The following is a 14,611-nucleotide window of genomic DNA, read 5'->3' on the forward strand; positions in this document are numbered from 1 at the left end:
CGCCGATGCCACGAGCCGACGGCTCAGTCGAGTTCCACACCTTCCGTTTCTGGCAGCGCCAGCGCGAAGACCAGCGCAACCAGGAAGAACGCCTCGATGAACACGACGGTCGGGGTGAATCCGACCGAAATGGCGATGAGCAGGCCGATCATGCTGGGTGCCACCGCGTTCGCCACGCGTTGCGCGGTGATGCCGATGCTGTAGCCCTTGCCCCGGCTGGAAGTGGGATAGATCTCGCCGAGCCAGGTGTCCCACACGCCCCAGGCGCCCTGCGCGAAGAACGACATCATGAAGTTCCCGACGTACAGCCACACCAGCGAATCCGAGTAGGCGAACGTCAGGCCGCCGACGGCGCCGAAGAACACGAAGATCAGGAAGACGCGTTTGCGGCCGATCCGCCCGGTCAGCCAGGAAGCGGCCAGGTAGCCCGGAATCATGAACACCGCGGAGATCGCGATGAAGGCATAGCTGTCCGGCAGGGACAGGCCACGCTGGGCGAGCAAACCGGGCAACCAGGTCTGCAGTCCCCAGTAGCCCCACGACAGCGAGAAGTTGATGACCGCCTGCACACCGGTCATCACCAGCAGGCGGCGGGACCGCAGGCCCGAGGTTCCTTGCGTGCTCACCTCCGGCATGGTGAGCGGCCCGGTGGGGCGGATGGTTCCTCGGCTCAGCCACGACACCGCGGCTCGGGCCTGTTCGATGCGCCCGTGCCGGACTGCCCAGTACGGCGACTCCGGCGCCCACTTCCAGACCACCAGCGCCCACAGCCCCGACAACGAGCTGATGAACAGGACCCACCGCCAGCCGAGGACATCCAGCAGTCCGGCGGACACGCCCACCGCGATCAGGGTGCCGAACGGCCAGCCCGCGGCGAGGAAGACCGTCGCCCGTCCCCGGTAGCGAACCGGCACGAGTTCCTCGAAGTACAGGAACACCGTCACCAGGATCCCGGCCAGGGCGATGCCGGAGAAGAACCGCAGTCCCCACAGCATCCAGTAGTTCGGTGCCAGCGCGGACAGCGCCGAGATGACCCCGTAACTGCCGAGGCTGATGATGCAGGCCGGTTTGCGGCCGTTGCGGTCCACCCACCAGCCCCAGGCCAGGGCGCCGGGGATCATGCCGAAGAACATCGCGGACAGCAGGAAGCCGATGCTCGTGGGGCCGACCGAGAATTCCGCTTCGATGGGCGTTGAGACGTAGGACAGGATCAGCATTTCCCACGCCTCGATCACGAACGCGAAGAAGAGCGCGAATCCCGCTTTGAGGTGCTGCCGGGTCAGGGGCATCTCGGCGAAGATCTTGCCCACCGAGGTGCCCGGTGCTGCCTCCGCCGAACCAGCTGTGCGATTGGGGTCCATGTCGGGATTCCTCCGTGGCTTCCGGCCTCCGATATCAGCAGTCGTGAGCGCGTTCGGTCGTCAGGGCGACCATCGCCACTCACGACGTCAGTCGTGCGGTCCTATCGGCACCCCTGCGCGCACCACCACCCGCCCGCGGTGTTCGTCCCACAGCGCGGCCGGGTCGTCGAAGGGATTTCCGTCCACGACGAGCAGATCACCCCGAGCTCCGACGCGGATCGTGCCGATGTCCTCGCGTCCCAGCAGGCGCGCGTTCACGGACGTCGCCGAGCGCAAGCACGCGAGCACACCAGCGGCTTCGATCTGCGACCGCAAGCCCAGCAGCTGATCGTTCTCCAACTGCCCCATGAGATCCGTGCCGAAACCGACCGGCACGCCAGCCGCGCGAGCCCGTTCGATGGCGACTCGACCAGCGTCGAGCACCTCGCGGTTCTTGGCGCGCGACACCGCGGGCAGACCGACTTCGTCGCCGCGCCGATCCATCGCGTCGTAGGCGATCAGCGTGGGCACCAGGTAAGCACCGTGCGCGGCCATCGCGGCCGCGGTGGGCTCGTCCAGCAGGTTCCCGTGCTCGATCGAGCGCACCCCGTTCTCCACCGAGTGCCGGATGGCTTCCGGGGAGTAGGCGTGCGCGGCGACGTAGCTGCCACGTCGGCGGGCCTCGTCGGTCACGGCAGCCACTTCCTCGGCCGAGTACTGCGCCGGGGCGAGCGGGTCGGTCGGTGACACCACACCGCCGGAGGTCATGATCTTGATGGCGTGCGCGCCCCGCCGGAACCGCTCCCGCACCGCCGTGCGCAGCGGCTCGACGCCGTCGACCACTTCGTTCATGTGCCCGCCGTGCAGGCAGATGTCCAGCTCGGCGGGTCGGCCATCGCCGTGGCCGCCGGTTTGGCTCAGCGCGGGCCCGGTGTAGAGGTAGCGGGGCGCGTTGATCCGTCCTTCGTCGACAGCGCGCGCCAGACCGATGTCCCCGCCAGCGACATCCCGGACCGTGGTGAATCCCCGGTGCAGGGCTCGTGCCAACCGCTGCGCTCCGACCAACGCGAGGTAGCTGAGCGGTCCGGCGTCGAACTCCAGGTTGTGCACCGAGATCCCGTAGGCGTGGAAGTGGGCGTCGATGAGTCCCGGCAGGACCACCCGGCCCCGCGCGTCGATCACCTGGTCGCCGCGCCGGACCTGCTTGTCGATCTCGGCGATCCGGCCATCGACCACGCGCAATGACGCTTCCGTGAGTTCCTCGGAAAAGCCGTCGAAGAGCACCGCGTTGACGACGGTCAGTTCGCTGGTCACGATGCACCCGCTTCCCCGCGCAGGGCCTCGGTTGCTGGCCCGTCGACGGTGAAATCGACCGGATCGACGGCCACCCCGTACTGCTTCCTCGCCGCGGCCACCGAGACGAACCCGTTGCGCACGTCGCGGGCCACGGCCTGCGGATCGCGCTCGAAGGGGTTGCCGAAACCCCCACCACCGCCGGTGTCGTTGGTCAGGGTCTCACCGGCGGACATCAGGTTGTAGCTGCCGCCCTGCACGCGTTCGTGCTCGGTGCCAGCGTTGAGCACGATGCGGTTCGGTTCCCCCTCGCCACCGCCGTTGATCGACCACGGTGGAGATTTCGTCTTGTACACCAGGCAGATCCCGGTGGACGGTGCCGTGAAGCGGTAGCCCCGGCTGACGCCGACGCCGCCCCGGAACTTGCCCGGTCCCGCGGTGTCCGGCCGGTAGCCGTAGTGGTCGATGATCATCGACGACTTCGTCTCCAGGACCTCCACCGGGTTGTTGCGGCAGCCGGGTTCGGACAGGTGCATGATGCCGTCCTCGCCGTCGGCGCGGGCCGTGGCGCCGAACCCGACGGCCTCGTTCGTCGCCTCCAGCCACGGTTTTCCGGTGCGCGGGTGGACACCCAGCCCCATCATCGAGCAGACGTCGCCGCCGGAACACGCGGGCACGATCTCCGGCATCCCGTGCGCCAGCGCTTTGAGGATGACCTCACCGGCCAGCAGTCCGGTCCACAGCGTGAACGTCGGCATCGGGGGAACAGCGTGCATCACCGACCCCGGCTCGGTGATCACCCGCAGCGGTGCGAAGTTCCCGGCGACCACTGGAGTGTCCGGTGTGGTCAGTGCCTTGAAGATCAGGCTCGACAGCGCATGGGTCTGGCCCACCGGAAGGTTGATCGGACCGCGTACGTCGCGCGCGCTCGCGGTCCAGTCGACCACCATTTCCTCGTCCGTCACGGTGACGGTGACCGCGAGCTCGACGGGCTTGTCGAGGTCGATGCCGTCGTTGTCGAGGAAGTCAACCGCGCTCCAGGTGCCCTTCGGCAGTTCGGCCAACCCGATCCGGGCAAGCCGCTCGCCGTGCTCGTTGATCTCCCGCATCGCCGCGAGCAGGGCGGGCACGCCGTACTTGCTCGCCAGGTCCTGGGTTCGCCGAACACCCGTCGTGCAGGCCGACACCTGGGCTTGGACGTCCCCGATGGTCCGCTCGGGCATCCGGGAGTTGAACCGGATGAGGTTGAAGACGTCGTCGTTGCGCCGACCGCGCCGGTACAGCTTCGAAGCCGGGAACACCAGCCCTTCTTGGCTGGCATCGGTGGAATCCAGGACGTACCCGGCGTCCTTCTGGTTCAGGTCCAGCACGTGGATCCGGCAGGAGGCGAAGCCGATCAGCTCGGAGTCGACGTGGATCGGCGCGAAGACCAGCGGGTCCAGGGTGTGCGCCGAGGACCAGTACGGGTAGTTCAGGATGAAGACGTCGCCCGGTTCCATCGCGGCTGCGCCGAGGAATTCCAGCGACTTCTTGATCCCGTAGTCGTTGGCGCGGGTGAACACCGCGATGCCCGGCGCGTCCGCGACCACGTCACCGGCCGCGTCGTGGATGCCGATGCCGTAGTCGTGGATCTCGTAGACCACCGTGTTGTAAGCGGTGCGGCACAGGTTGCGGGCGGTTTCCTCGGCGGCGGCGAGCAGTCCGTGCCGGATGACCTCGATGGTGATCGCGTCGCTCATGGCAGCTCCTCTCCCTCGCGCGCGAGCGCGATGACCAACTCGCCGTAGCGACCGACCCGCAACTGGTCGCCTTCGTGCAGCACGGTTGTCGCGGTGTGCTCCGAAACGACCGCCGGTCCCGGAACCACGTCGCCAGCGAGCAGATCTTCCCGAGCCCAAAGCGCGTAGTCGGTCACCGCGCCATCGGGGCCGTGGACGGGTCGTCTGCCGCGTGCCGTCGGCCCCGCGCCTGCTCGCTCGCGCAGTTCGGGCAGCGCTGGCTTGTCGACGATGCCGGTGGCGCGGACTCGAAGTGTGGTGATTTCGATGGGCTCGTCCATCACATGGCCGTACTGGCGCTCGTGCAGGGTTGCGAAGTCCTTTTCCACGACGGCGAACGGATCGTCGGCGTCCTCGGGGTAGGCGACGTTCACCGAGTGCTCCTGACCGGTGTAGCGCACGTCGAGGCTGCGCTGGAAGATCTGGCGGTCGGGTGGGAATCCCTCGTCGGCGAGGCGGGCATCGGCTTCGCGCTCCATCGTGGCGTATGAATGGTCGACAGTCGATTCGTCCAATTCGGACAGTGCCTGCACCGAGGTGCGCGCGAGATCGTGCTGCACGTCGGCCATCAGCATGCCCAGGGCCGAGAACGCGCCTTGGCCGGGCGGCACGATCACTTCTGGGATGCCGAGCTCGCGGGCCACGTCGACCGCCACCAAGCCGCCCGCGCCGCCGAACGACAGCAGGGCGAAATCCTTGGGATCGTGCCCGAGCTCCACGGTGATAGCCCGGACCGCTCCGACGATCTTGGTGTTGGCGATCCGCAAGACTCCTCGGGCGAGCTGCTGCGCATCGAGATCGAGCTGCTGCGCGATCGGTTCGAGCGCGCTGCGCGCGCCCGCCGCGTCCAGGGCGAGGGTGCCGCCGAGCGGGGTGTCCGCCCCGAGGTAGCCAACGGTGACGGCGGCATCGGTGAAGGTCGGTTGGGTGCCTCCTCGGCGGTACGCGACCGGTCCGGGTACCGCGCCCGCACTGCGCGGCCCGACCTGGAGCGCCCCGCCCTCGTCCAGGTACACCAGCGAGCCACCGCCCGAACCGATGGTGTGGATGTACAGCGACGGCGTGTTGATGGGCAGACCTTCGAACTCGGCGCCCTGGTGCAGCACGGGCTGCGAGTCGAGCACCAGGGACGCGTCGAGACTGGTACCGCCCATGTCGATGGTGATGAGGTTGGGACGTCCGATCAGCCGGGAGAAACCAGCGGCTCCCACGACTCCTCCCGCGGGACCCGACAGGATCAGGTTGACCGGCTGTTCGCGCGCCGCCGCCGCGGTCATGGCGCCGCCGCCGGACCGCGACACCAGGAACCGGCCCGCGAACCCCCGGTCGGTGAGGCTGTCGTCCAGGTGCCGGAGGTAGCGGCGCACGATCGGCTTGATGTAGGCATCCAGCACCGCCGTGCTCGTGCGTTCGTACTCGCGGTACTCGCGGGACAGCTCGTGCGAGACGGTGACCTCGATTTCCGGGCAGCGCTCCAGCAGGATCTCGCGCAAGCGCTGCTCGTGGCGCGGATTCGCGTAGGAGTGCAGGAGGGCGATGGCCACCGACTCGAAGCCGCGTCGGTTGATCTCGTCGGCAACGCGGTGCGCGTCCTGCTCGTCCAGCGGCGTCGCGATCGTCCCGTCGAAGTACGCCCGCTCGGTCACCTCGAAGGTGTCGTAGCGTTCGAGGAACGCGGATGGCTTGCGGTAGGTGATGTCGTACATGACCCGCCGATCCGTGCGGCCGAGCAGGAAGACGTCGCGGAAGCCGCGGGTGGCGATGATCGCGGTCCGCGCGCCCGACCGGGTCAGCAGCGAGTTCAGACCGAGCGTGGTGCCGTGGTTGAACATCGCCACCTCAGCCATGTCGGCTTCGGCCCGGTCGAAGGCGTGCAACACGCCCGCGGCCGGGGCTTCGGGCGTCGTTGGAACCTTCTCGAACCGGAACTCACCCGTAGCCGGGATGAGCTTCACGACATCGGTGAACGTGCCGCCCACGTCGATGGCGACCCGAGTTGTCCGATCCATGCGTTGGTGCCTCGCTCTCACGACCAGGCCATGTCACATGGCCTCCTGCCAGGCAGATCGCTATACAATGTCACATGGCATGGACTCGGGCAATGATGTTCCCGCCCGTTTTCAAACCCGCAACGAAAGCGAAGCGCACCGGCCTGGGTTCATAGGCGAGGCACGTCGGACGCACGGCTTCAGCCACCCTCGTCACGCCCATCTGCGCGAGTTCCAGGTGCGCACTGTCCACAGAGGTCGCTTCGTCGCGGGCCGACCCTGACCGGGTGTCAGGCTGCTCAGCTGCCCCACAGTTCTTTGGTGGCCAGCCGGGCTCCCTCGGCGAGCGATGTCAGCTTGGCCCACTGGATTTCGGGGTGCACGCGTTTTACGAAGGCGCCCTGGGCGAAGCCGCAGTCGGTTCCGGCGAGCACGTTCTCGCGGCCGACGACCCTCGCCAGCCTCGTCAGCCGCTGGGCGACGAGTTCGGGGTGCTCGACGACGTTCGTGTGGTGCGTCACGACGCCGGGGATGAGTTTCTTCCCGTCGGGCAGTTTCACGTCTTCCCACACCCGCCACTCGTGCTCGTGCCGCGGGTTGGCCTGCTCGATGGCGTAGGCGCCAGCGCGAACCTGCAGGACCAGGTCGACCACATCGCGCAGCGGCGGATCGAAGGCGTGCGGGCCGTGCCAGCTGCCGAAGCACAGGTGGTAGCGCACGCGTTCCTCGGGGATGGTGCGCAGCGCGTGGTTGAGGGCGCGCACGCGCAACTCGGCCCAGCGCCGGTAGTCCTCGAACGATCCGCCCCGCGACATGATGGTGTCGCACTCGTGCATCAGCACGGCGTCATCGACTTGCAGGAGCAGCCCGCTGTCCACGATGGCGCGGTACTCCTCGTGCAGCACATCGGCGAGCGCGAACACGAATTCCTCGTCGTCCGCGTAGTACTCGTTGGTCAGCCAGTAGGCGCTGGCCGGTGCCACGACCGGGAGAAATGCCGTTGCGCCCTGGTGGTCGGCGAGCGCGGCGGTCAGGTTCGCGATGTCGCGATCGAGCGCCGTCCGGTCGTACCGCAGCGGTCCCGTGCACACCCACGCCACCGCGCCTGCGCTCTCCGCCTCGTTCCCGGACGTCGCGGCCTCGGCGGCGGCGGTGCTCTGGCGGTTGGCCGCTTCGTCCAGCGCATCCAGTTCCGCGTAGGCACCGGGGAACGCCTGGCGGTCGCGGCTGGGCGGCAGGATGCTGGCGCCGCCGGTGGCCATCGGCCGCGTTTCCAGGCCGCTCACGCGCTCGTACAGGTACGTGATCCAGCTGGCTTTGCCCATCTCGCCGTCGTCCACGACGTCGATCCCGGCCTCGACCTGGCGGCGTACCACGTCGGCCACCGAATCGCGGAGACATCGCGCGTAGGCGTCCTCGTCACCGGCTGCACCGCGTTCCCTGGCGGCGAGGAAGGACAGCAACTCGGTCGGTCGGATCAGGCTTCCGGCATGCGTCGCGAGGATCCTGTCCACTGTTCTCCTTCCGGCAACGCTGGCGGCATGCGGGTTTCGGCTCGACCGGCGACCGTCCGTCGCGGTTGGGCGAAAACTCGCGCTCTGAAGAACGCGAATCGAGTAGAAGCCCGAACCCGAAGCGTTGTCAACAATCGCTAGGCCGGTTGCCGCTGATCAGCCCGCCATTCGCCGCACCGGACCACTCAGCTGGTCGAAGACCGGGAGCGTCCAGTGTGGATGATCGGAAACGCGAGCCATCCCGGGCGGGCCGACGAGGACTGGGTCGTACCAGCGCGGTTGCGGCGGTCATCCGGCGCCGCCACATTGGCGGTGCAGGGTGCCCAGGTGAGGGAGTCGCGCATGTCAACGTTTCCTGCGTCCCTGGGGCTGGTGCCCGACCAGGTGGAGCAGATCATCGGGCTGGCGGGCATGGCTCCGTCGCTGCACAACAGCCAACCCTGGCGGTTCCGACTGCTGCCGGACTTGATCGAGTTGCACGCCGACCCGGCACGACGGCTACCGGCCGCTGACCCCGAAGACCGGGAACTGCGGCTGGGGTGCGGGGCGGCGCTGTTCAACCTGCGCCTCGCCCTGGAACACGCCGGAATCCGACCTGCGGTGACCTTGCTGCCACGCTTGGCGGCCGAACCCGCGCTGGCCGAAGTGCGCAGCGACGGTCAGGTACGACCGAGCCCGGAGACGATCAGGCTGCACGCGGCGATCCCCGCGCGGCACAGCTACCGCACAAACTGTCCAGATAGGACTGACGGTCCGTTGCTTCGGCGAGGTGGCGCTGGGAACACCGGCTTCAAATATTCAAGTTGTAAATGAATTGCTAGACTTCGAGTCATGACGACGTCGGAACCGCAGGTCAGCGCCGAGCGGGAGTTGTGCGGGCTGGTGAACGGGCTGGCGCAGCGAATCGGTGAGCACGTCCGGGTGCGCGCGGTCAAGCTCGGTCTCACCGCCGCGCAGGGAACCGCGCTGCGCGAGCTGACCGGGCCGATGACCATGGGCGAATTGGCCGAACGGATGAGCTGCGAGCCGTCCAACGCGACTTTCGTGGTGGACAAGCTGGCGAACCAGGGTCTGCTCGAACGTCGGCCGCACCCCACCGACCGGCGCGCCAAGTTGCTGACCCTCACGCCGGAAGGTGTCGCGCTCCGGGACGAGCTCCTCGAACTCCTCACCCAGGAGTCGCCGCTGGCGGGCCTGACCCAGCAGGAGCAGTGCCAACTGCACGACCTGTTGCAACGAGCTGTCGCGCCCCGCTGAGCGCTGCCAGTCCCGGCCACCGGCCGTTCCGCCGTGATCTACGACCTTGAGCAGGTAAGACGAGATCGATACGCTGTGATGGGTATCACGGTGCGTTCAACGGATTGCCGCGCCGTCGGCGCGCTCCGTCGCCCACGACAACGAAGTCGGGAGCTACCGTTGGCGATCAGTGCGAGTGCAGCGGGCGGACGAAGCGATTCGTTTTCGGCTACCGGGCACGCCGTTGCCCGCGCGTGGGAGAGCTTCGCGACCGGCGAGGGCACCGTGCAGGGGGTGCGTCCGGAGATCTTGGCTTCGTGGTGCCGATGCCGGGACGAGTACGACGTCGATCCGCGCCTGCGGTCGGCTCCCGGCGCCGCCGAGCACACCGAGCACCGGTTCGAACAAGACGTGATCTTGACGAAGCTCGGCGGTCTGGCGGCCATCGCTGGCCGCGAGATGGAGCACGCTGGCGGGATCGTCGCGGTCACCGATGGCAGCGGACGCATCTTGGCCTCCTACGGAGCCCCCGATGCGCGTCGGCGGGCCGAGGCGAGCAACCTCGCGCCGCGGTCGGCCTGGTCGGAGCGGACCACCGGCACCAACGGAATGGGAACCGCTCTGGAGGTGCCCGGCGCGGTGACCGTCACCGGGCCGGAGCACTGGTGCGAGGGCTTCCACGAATGGGCTTGCGCCGGAATCGCGATCCGCGACGTCGTCACCGGGGTTCCGCTCGGCACGATCGACGTCTCGCGGTGGGGTGAGCCGTTGTCCGAGCAGGTGCCCATCTGGCTGGAGAAAGCCGCGGCGAGCGTGCAATCCGAGATGTTCTGGCGGGCCGCCTCGGACGGCCAGAGCGTGGCCGACAGGTTCGCCGCGGAGTCGTCGAGGGCGGGCAGCCCGCTGATCTGCCTCGACCTCGGCGGCCGCGCGATCGTCGGCGACGACGACGCCATCGCCCTGCTCGGGATGCCGCGCGACGTACCCATGATCGCGCCGTCGCAACGATGGCTGCCGGACGTTCCGGAACTGTCCAATGTGGTGCGGTGGGCCACCCGGAGGTCGTTGGCCGACCCGCGGTGGCGCGGCTTCGCCCGGCTCGCGGTGCGGCCGAACGACACCATGCCGGTGAGCATGCGCCCTGTCTTCGTCGACAACCGCCTGGTCGGGATGTGCTGCGAATTCGGGCTGCAGGACGGCGAAGCCTACGACAGTTCGGCGGCGCACGGATCGCCGCACGGACCGGAGCGGATCATCGGCGTGCGCAACGACCGGCTGATCGTGCTGATGCCTTCGGAAATCCGCTATGCCGAAGCCGACCGGAACACGGTGTGGTTGAACACCGACCGAGGACGAATCCAAGCGGCCATCCGGGGACTGGACAACGTCGACCAGGCGCTCAACTCGTACGGTTTTTGCCGGGTGCACCGCCGTTTCCTGGTCAACCTCCGCCGCGTCGCGGAGTTGGAACGCGGTGTCAAGGGAGAGTTGCTGCTCATCACCGACCCCCGCGCGCCGGAGTTCATTCCGGTTTCCCGGCGGCACGCACCCGAAGTCCGGCGACTTCTCGGCGTTTAGCGGATCACCATTCGTTGAGCGCGAGCACCCGCTCGTGGCAGAAGAACCACCATTAGTTCCGAAGCGGTTGCTCGGGCGCTTCGACCGGTCCATCGTACTGGCAACGATGAGCACCTCTGGTCAGCTTCAGCAATTTCGGAGGGAGCACCAAGATGGCCGGTATCACCCTGAGCCAGGCGCAAGCCGTGGTCGCCGCGGCAGTGCGGAAGTCGCAGGAACTCGGCACGCTCATGGATATCAGCGTGGTGGACACCGGGGGCAATCTCAAGGCATTCGTCCGGGAGGACGGAGCCTGGTTGGGAAGCATCGACATCTCGGTCAAGAAGGCGAAGACCGCTCGATTCTTCGACATGGACACCGGCGAAATCGGCAAGCTCTCGCAACCGGGCGGACCGCTCTACAACATCGAGGTGTCCAACGGGGGCCTGATCTCGTTCCCCGGCGGAATTCCGTTGCGCGACAACAGCGGTGAGATCATCGGCGCCATCGGCGTGAGCGGCAGCACCGTGGACAACGACCACGGCGTGGCCGCCGCTGGCGCCAGCGCACTGTCCTGAGCTGCCATGACGTCGATATTCGTCTTCGTCTCCGGGGCAGCGCTGCTGATATACAGCGCCGAAAAACTGGTCGGCTACCTGGTCGGGGCGGCCAGCGGTCTCAAGATATCGCTGTTCCTGCTCGCCATCGTCTTCACCGGTATCGAGTTCGACGACATCTTCCTCGGCGTTGCGCTGAACCTCGAAGAACTCGACGGTGTCGCACTGGGCATCGTTTTCGGAACCGCGCTCTCGCTGCCCGGAATCGTGCTGGCGCTCGCCGCGATCATCACCCCCACCGAAGTGCGAATTCCGCGCGACTACCTCATCATTTTCGCCGCCGCACCACTGGTGATGATCGCGTTCACGTTGCTGGCGCCGCTCACCGTCCTATCCGGAGCAGTTCTCCTCGGCCTGTTCGTGGCGTTCCTCGGCTACGTCGGGGTCCGGGAGTCGAAGAGCGGAATGCCGGTGTTCCGCGACGCAGCGATGTACGAGGCATACGCCGCTGTCCGCACGGCTGGCGGACAAACACCGCCTCCTGCCGCGGACATGCATGCGCTGGACCGCGGTGCGGAACCACCAATGGCGGACGTCGAGCGGTCTTTCGCCGAACGGATGCCGTTCGCCGAAGCGCGCGAACATTCCGGTTGGGCCGGACTCGGATTGGCGTTGCTCGCGCTCATCGGCCTCATCGTCGGCGCGGCGACCACGGGCATCGGAACCGAAGGCATCCTGGACGACTACGGACTTGAGGGCACGCTCTTCGGGGCCACCATCGCAACCCTCGTGTTGACCATCGAGGACTTCTTCCTGACGGTGGAACCCGCCCGCAAGGGCGCGCCGGAGATCGGCGTCGGGAACGTCATCGGCAGCGTCGTCTTCTCGGTCACCGGGAAGCTGGGCATCATCTTGCTGGCAGGCGGTCTCGTGGTCGGCCCGAACGTGCTCACCTGGCACCTGCCCGCACTCGTCCTGCTGACCGGACTCGCCGCGTACTTCCTGTCCACCGGCCATTTGCGGCGGTGGCACGGTGTTGTGCTGCTCGGTCTCTACATCGTTTACTGGGTGGTGAGCTTCGGGGTGTTCGGCGTCGCGCCGGTCGAGGTGGAGTGACGCTAGGCCCGGGTTCTCGCCGAGCGACCGGGATTCGGCCTGGGTGTGAATGCCTGGTCAGCAGGTCTGGTTTCGGCATTGGCGGCTTGCACCGCGTCGGCCACGAGGTGGTGGTCGGGGGAGAGGGTGCAGACCGGGTCGGTGCGTGCCGCGTCGCCGGTGAGTTGGAACGCCTGGCAGCGGCAGCCGCCGAAGTCGATGTCGCGGCGGGCGCAGCTCTGGCAGGGCTCGGGCATCCAGTCGGTGCCGCGGAAGCGTTGGAACAGTGGTGATCGCGACCAGATCCAGGCCAGCGAAGCCGCACGCACGTTCGCACGGGGCAGGGGGAGCGCCTGGGCGGCGGGGCAGGGCAGGACATCACCGTTGGGAGTCACGGTGAGCTGGTGCTGCCCCCAGCCACCCATGCAGGGCTTGGGGTAGGTGCTGTAGTAGTCGGGCAGCACGTAGATGATCTCCATCCGACCCGCCAGGCGCTCCCGCGCGGCGCGCACCACCGCCTCCGCGCGCTCCAGCTGCGGCCTGCTGGGCAGCAGTGCGGTGCGGTTGTGCCACGCCCAGCCGTAGTACTGGGTGTTGGCCAACTCGATGCGGTCGGCGTGCAGTTCCTCGGCCAGGCTGAGGATGTCGGTGAGGTGGTCGATGTTGTGGCGGTGCAGGACGACGTTCAGGGTGAGGGGCCAACCCAACTCCTTCACCAGGTGCGCCGCGGTGATCTTGCGGTCGAAGGACCGGGTGCCCGCGATGCGGTCCGAGGCGGTGGGTTCGTGGGCCTGGATGCTGATCTGGACGTGGTCGAGGCCCGCCGCCTTGAGCTCGTGCGCGCGGCGGGTGGAAAAGCCGAGGGCACTGGTGATGAGGTTGGTGTAGAGGCCGAGGTGGTTGGCGGTGTCCACGATGTCCACCAGGTCGTGGCGTTGCAGCGGTTCGCCGCCGGAGAGGTGCAGTTGCAGGGCGCCGAGTTCGCGGGCCTCGGTGATGACGTGCTGCCACTGGGCGGTGGTCAGCTCGTCGCCGTAGTCGGCGAGGTTGAGCGGGTTGGAACAGTACGGGCAGTGCAGCGGACACGCGTAGGTCAGCTCCGCCAACACGCCAACCGGATTACTCATCGCACAACTCCACACACCGCCGGACGACCAGGCGCGCGAGGAAATCCCGCACCTCGTCGTCGGGCACGTTGGCGTACCGGCCGCGGAGTTCCCGCACGATCTCGGCAACTGCGCGCTGCCCGTCGCAGAGGTCGAGGATGGCCGCGGCCGTCGGGTTCAGCACCACCACCGACTCCGGGCCCAGCAACACGTGCCGCTGGCGCACCTGGTCGAAGGTCACCCGCACATGCGGCGAAAGTCTTGGGTGGTTTGTGGATCGCACCGCGGTGTTCATCGCTGTCCCGGTTCGCTCAGTCTGCGTACGCGCGGTCGATGGCATCGAGAATACTCCAGAGGACGTCGCACTTGAACGACAGCGCAGCCACCGCACGCTGCTGCTGCTCGGCTGTTCGGCAGTGTTCGGTCACCACCTGCAAGGCGTGTTCGGAGTCGCGCGGGGCTTGGTGCAGCCGAGCCCGGAAGTACGCCAGCCCAGCACCGTCGATCCAGGGATAGCAGCGCTCGAACGCGGCCAGGCGCTCGGCCATCAGGTCCGGCGCGAACAGTTCGGTCAACGAGGACGCCACCGCCTCGACCCACGGCCGGGTGCGCGCGAAGTTGACGTACGCGTCCACGGCGAACCGCACTCCGGGTACGACGTGGCGCTCGTCTTCGACCTCGTCGCGCGTCAGGCCCACGGCCTCGGCCAACCGCAACCACGCCTCGATGCCGCCCTCTTCGCCCGCCGCGCCGTCGTGGTCGAGGATCCGGCGGATCCAGCGCCGCCGCACCTCGCGGTCCGGGCAGTTGGCGAGGATCGCCGCGTCCTTGCGGGGGATGTTCTCCTGGTAGTAGAAGCGGTTGGCCACCCACCCCTGGATCTGGCGGCGGCTCAGCAGGCCCGCGTTCATGGCGACGTGGAACGGATGCTGGTCGTGGTAGCGCTGCGCATGCGCGCGCAACGCCGCAACAAAACCTTCGGTTCCCATCAACGTCATCACAGCTCCCACCCACACCTCCCACACGGTCGTGGGGGGGGGGGCGGGGGGGGGGGCCCCGCCCCCCCCCCCCCGCCCCCCCCCCCCCGGGGGGCCCCCACCCCCCCCCCCCCCCAAAACACACCCCCCCCCCCCCCCCGCCGCCACAA

General features: G+C 68.0%; 13 protein-coding genes. 5 read left to right on the top strand and 8 right to left on the bottom strand.

Translation table 11 applies throughout. The features are described 5' to 3' along the window. Positions 1–23 precede the first annotated feature (23 nt). The 5 genes from MOQ72_RS28370 to MOQ72_RS28390 form a co-directional block, all read right to left on the bottom strand. Positions 24–1,361 carry an MFS transporter gene (locus MOQ72_RS28370; RefSeq protein WP_242188783.1) on the bottom strand — a complete coding sequence of 446 codons (1,338 nt, stop codon included), beginning with the start codon at positions 1,359–1,361 and terminating at the stop codon, positions 24–26. 87 nt (positions 1,362–1,448) lie between these two features. Next, positions 1,449–2,654 (bottom strand): metal-dependent hydrolase family protein, encoded by a 1,206-nt coding sequence (locus MOQ72_RS28375; RefSeq protein ID WP_242188784.1) that lies wholly within the window; start codon positions 2,652–2,654, stop codon positions 1,449–1,451. Then, positions 2,651–4,372, bottom strand: coding sequence for a hydantoinase B/oxoprolinase family protein (locus MOQ72_RS28380; RefSeq protein ID WP_242188785.1), 1,722 nt, complete (start codon positions 4,370–4,372; stop codon positions 2,651–2,653). Before MOQ72_RS28380 ends, MOQ72_RS28375 begins: the two co-directional genes overlap by 4 nt. Next, positions 4,369–6,420, bottom strand: coding sequence for a hydantoinase/oxoprolinase family protein (locus tag MOQ72_RS28385; protein ID WP_242188786.1), 2,052 nt, complete (start codon positions 6,418–6,420; stop codon positions 4,369–4,371). The genes MOQ72_RS28380 and MOQ72_RS28385 overlap by 4 nt, the downstream gene beginning before the upstream one ends. Positions 6,421–6,698: 278 nt before the next feature. Continuing rightward, positions 6,699–7,913 carry a cobalamin-independent methionine synthase II family protein gene (locus tag MOQ72_RS28390; RefSeq protein ID WP_242188787.1) on the bottom strand — a complete coding sequence of 405 codons (1,215 nt, stop codon included), beginning with the start codon at positions 7,911–7,913 and terminating at the stop codon, positions 6,699–6,701. 342 nt (positions 7,914–8,255) lie between these two features. Here MOQ72_RS28390 and MOQ72_RS28395 point away from each other — a divergent pair, with 342 nt between their 5' ends. The 5 genes from MOQ72_RS28395 (at position 8,256) to MOQ72_RS28415 (ending at position 12,379) form a co-directional block, all read left to right on the top strand. Continuing rightward, entirely contained in the window at positions 8,256–8,726 is a 471-nt protein-coding gene (locus MOQ72_RS28395; protein ID WP_372495565.1) for a hypothetical protein, read from the top strand. Between the two features lie 18 nt (positions 8,727–8,744). Continuing rightward, on the top strand, positions 8,745–9,170 hold the full coding sequence (locus MOQ72_RS28400; protein ID WP_242188788.1) for a MarR family winged helix-turn-helix transcriptional regulator: 426 nt from the start codon (positions 8,745–8,747) through the stop codon (positions 9,168–9,170). A gap of 159 nt (positions 9,171–9,329) precedes the next feature. Continuing rightward, on the top strand, positions 9,330–10,727 hold the full coding sequence (locus MOQ72_RS28405; protein ID WP_242188789.1) for a DNA-binding protein: 1,398 nt from the start codon (positions 9,330–9,332) through the stop codon (positions 10,725–10,727). A 152-nt stretch (positions 10,728–10,879) separates the two neighbouring features. Further along, positions 10,880–11,284: a GlcG/HbpS family heme-binding protein gene (locus tag MOQ72_RS28410; RefSeq protein WP_242188790.1), complete on the top strand. Its 405-nt coding sequence runs from the start codon at positions 10,880–10,882 to the stop codon at positions 11,282–11,284. A gap of 6 nt (positions 11,285–11,290) precedes the next feature. Further along, the gene (locus MOQ72_RS28415; protein ID WP_242188791.1) at positions 11,291–12,379 is read left to right on the top strand and encodes a sodium:calcium antiporter; all 1,089 of its coding nucleotides are present in this window, start codon (positions 11,291–11,293) and stop codon (positions 12,377–12,379) included. A 2-nt stretch (positions 12,380–12,381) separates the two neighbouring features. On the opposite strand, the gene pqqE is transcribed toward MOQ72_RS28415, so the two are convergent. From pqqE to pqqC, 3 genes are read right to left on the bottom strand one after another with little or no spacing between them, the layout of a single operon-like run. Continuing rightward, a complete protein-coding gene (gene pqqE / locus MOQ72_RS28420) occupies positions 12,382–13,485 on the bottom strand; it encodes a pyrroloquinoline quinone biosynthesis protein PqqE (RefSeq protein ID WP_242188792.1) in 1,104 nt (367 codons plus the stop codon). Continuing rightward, positions 13,478–13,804 carry a pyrroloquinoline quinone biosynthesis peptide chaperone PqqD gene (gene pqqD / locus MOQ72_RS28425; protein WP_308197978.1) on the bottom strand — a complete coding sequence of 109 codons (327 nt, stop codon included), beginning with the start codon at positions 13,802–13,804 and terminating at the stop codon, positions 13,478–13,480. The genes pqqE and pqqD overlap by 8 nt, the downstream gene beginning before the upstream one ends. Then, the gene (gene pqqC, locus MOQ72_RS28430) at positions 13,776–14,462 is read right to left on the bottom strand and encodes a pyrroloquinoline-quinone synthase PqqC (protein ID WP_242188794.1); all 687 of its coding nucleotides are present in this window, start codon (positions 14,460–14,462) and stop codon (positions 13,776–13,778) included. Before pqqC ends, pqqD begins: the two co-directional genes overlap by 29 nt. Between the last annotated feature and the right edge of the window lie 149 nt (positions 14,463–14,611).

The sequence above is a fragment of the Saccharopolyspora soli genome, assembly GCF_022678645.1.
GTDB classification, from domain to species: domain Bacteria; phylum Actinomycetota; class Actinomycetes; order Mycobacteriales; family Pseudonocardiaceae; genus Saccharopolyspora; species Saccharopolyspora soli.

Excerpts from the sequence above, each read along its gene's own strand:
- MOQ72_RS28370 (WP_242188783.1), bottom strand. The coding sequence starts at position 1,361 with ATGGACCCCAATCGCACAGCTGGTTCGGCGGAGGCAGCACCGGGCACC.
- MOQ72_RS28380 (WP_242188785.1), bottom strand. The coding sequence starts at position 4,372 with ATGAGCGACGCGATCACCATCGAGGTCATCCGGCACGGACTGCTCGCC.
- MOQ72_RS28385 (WP_242188786.1), bottom strand. The coding sequence starts at position 6,420 with ATGGATCGGACAACTCGGGTCGCCATCGACGTGGGCGGCACGTTCACC.
- MOQ72_RS28395 (WP_372495565.1), top strand. The coding sequence starts at position 8,256 with ATGTCAACGTTTCCTGCGTCCCTGGGGCTGGTGCCCGACCAGGTGGAG.
- MOQ72_RS28400 (WP_242188788.1), top strand. The coding sequence starts at position 8,745 with ATGACGACGTCGGAACCGCAGGTCAGCGCCGAGCGGGAGTTGTGCGGG.
- MOQ72_RS28410 (WP_242188790.1), top strand. The coding sequence starts at position 10,880 with ATGGCCGGTATCACCCTGAGCCAGGCGCAAGCCGTGGTCGCCGCGGCA.
- MOQ72_RS28415 (WP_242188791.1), top strand. The coding sequence starts at position 11,291 with ATGACGTCGATATTCGTCTTCGTCTCCGGGGCAGCGCTGCTGATATAC.
- pqqE (WP_242188792.1), bottom strand. The coding sequence starts at position 13,485 with ATGAGTAATCCGGTTGGCGTGTTGGCGGAGCTGACCTACGCGTGTCCG.
- pqqD (WP_308197978.1), bottom strand. The coding sequence starts at position 13,804 with ATGCCATCGACCGCGCGTACGCAGACTGAGCGAACCGGGACAGCGATG.
- pqqC (WP_242188794.1), bottom strand. The coding sequence starts at position 14,462 with ATGACGTTGATGGGAACCGAAGGTTTTGTTGCGGCGTTGCGCGCGCAT.